The following is a 953-nucleotide window of genomic DNA, read 5'->3' as shown; positions in this document are numbered from 1 at the left end:
GCCGTGCGCACCTTCTGCGCCAGATGCGCGTGAATGCGGTCGTGCATCACCGCATACCCCTCCGGATCCCGCCACCGCAGGTCCGCCTCCAGCAGCTCCCGCACCACGTCATGCGCAAACAGCCCGAGACTGCTCGACTCCACGAACGGCAACCGCCGCAACCACCGAAACAACGTCCCGGCGTCCTGCGGCAAGGCCGCCCGCAGCAGGTCCTCCGTCGTCATGTGCGCATGCGCGCAGATCTCCAGAGCATGCCGATGCGCCGCCGACGGCAACTCGCCCACCAGCTGATCCAGCAACGTGGCCACCACGTCCTGCTGCGGCATCCACCGCCTACCGGCCCCGCCGTCCTTCACCGCCACCGCCGCCCCCAGCAACAACGCCAGCGGATGACCACCGGCAAAGGCCAGCAGCGGCTCGCGCAACTCGGCCGGCACCCCGCAGGAATCCACCAGCGCCTGCGCATCCCCGGCCCGCAAGCCGCGCAGCGCCAGCACCTCCAGCGCCCCCGCCCATCCCGGATCCGCCTGCCACCGCATATCCGGCGGATATCGCCCCGCGATCACCACCACCGCCCCCACGGGCACCCGCGGCAGGAACCGCTCACGCAGCCACCCCTCCAAGCCCCGAATCCGTTCGAAGTCATCGACCAGCAGCACCGCGCCCGCATCACGAAGCACCAACTCGACCTCAGCCTCGAACGCCGCCGGCGACGGCGACGGCGACGGCCCCAACGTGCGCCCGTCCACCATGGACACCGCCCGCCCCGCCACCGCGGCCTCGTGAGCGAACCGCCGCAACAAGGCCGACTTCCCGATGCCGCCAGGACCGTGCACGTACAGAACGCTGCAGCCGCCGCCGTACAACGCCGCATTGAAAACCGCGAGCTCTTCCTCCCGCCCCACAAACGCCATCTCACGCGCTGCTTGCAGCCGCCATCCCAGCAATCCGGA

The 953-nt window shown here is 70.5% G+C and carries 1 protein-coding gene; it reads right to left on the bottom strand.

The genetic code is table 11. The annotated features are described in order from the left end of the window. The coding region (locus tag ACTWPT_RS60070; protein WP_443186493.1) for an ATP-binding protein at nucleotides 1–914 on the bottom strand (914 nt) is incomplete at its 3' end. Nucleotides 915–953: the final 39 nt, after the last annotated feature.

Origin of the sequence: Nonomuraea sp. 3N208 (assembly GCF_052245935.1) — a bacterium.
In the GTDB taxonomy this organism is placed as follows: Bacteria; Actinomycetota; Actinomycetes; order Streptosporangiales; family Streptosporangiaceae; genus Nonomuraea.
The sequence above is the reverse complement of the archived record's forward strand: the minus strand, read 5'-3'. Positions and strand labels throughout refer to the sequence as shown.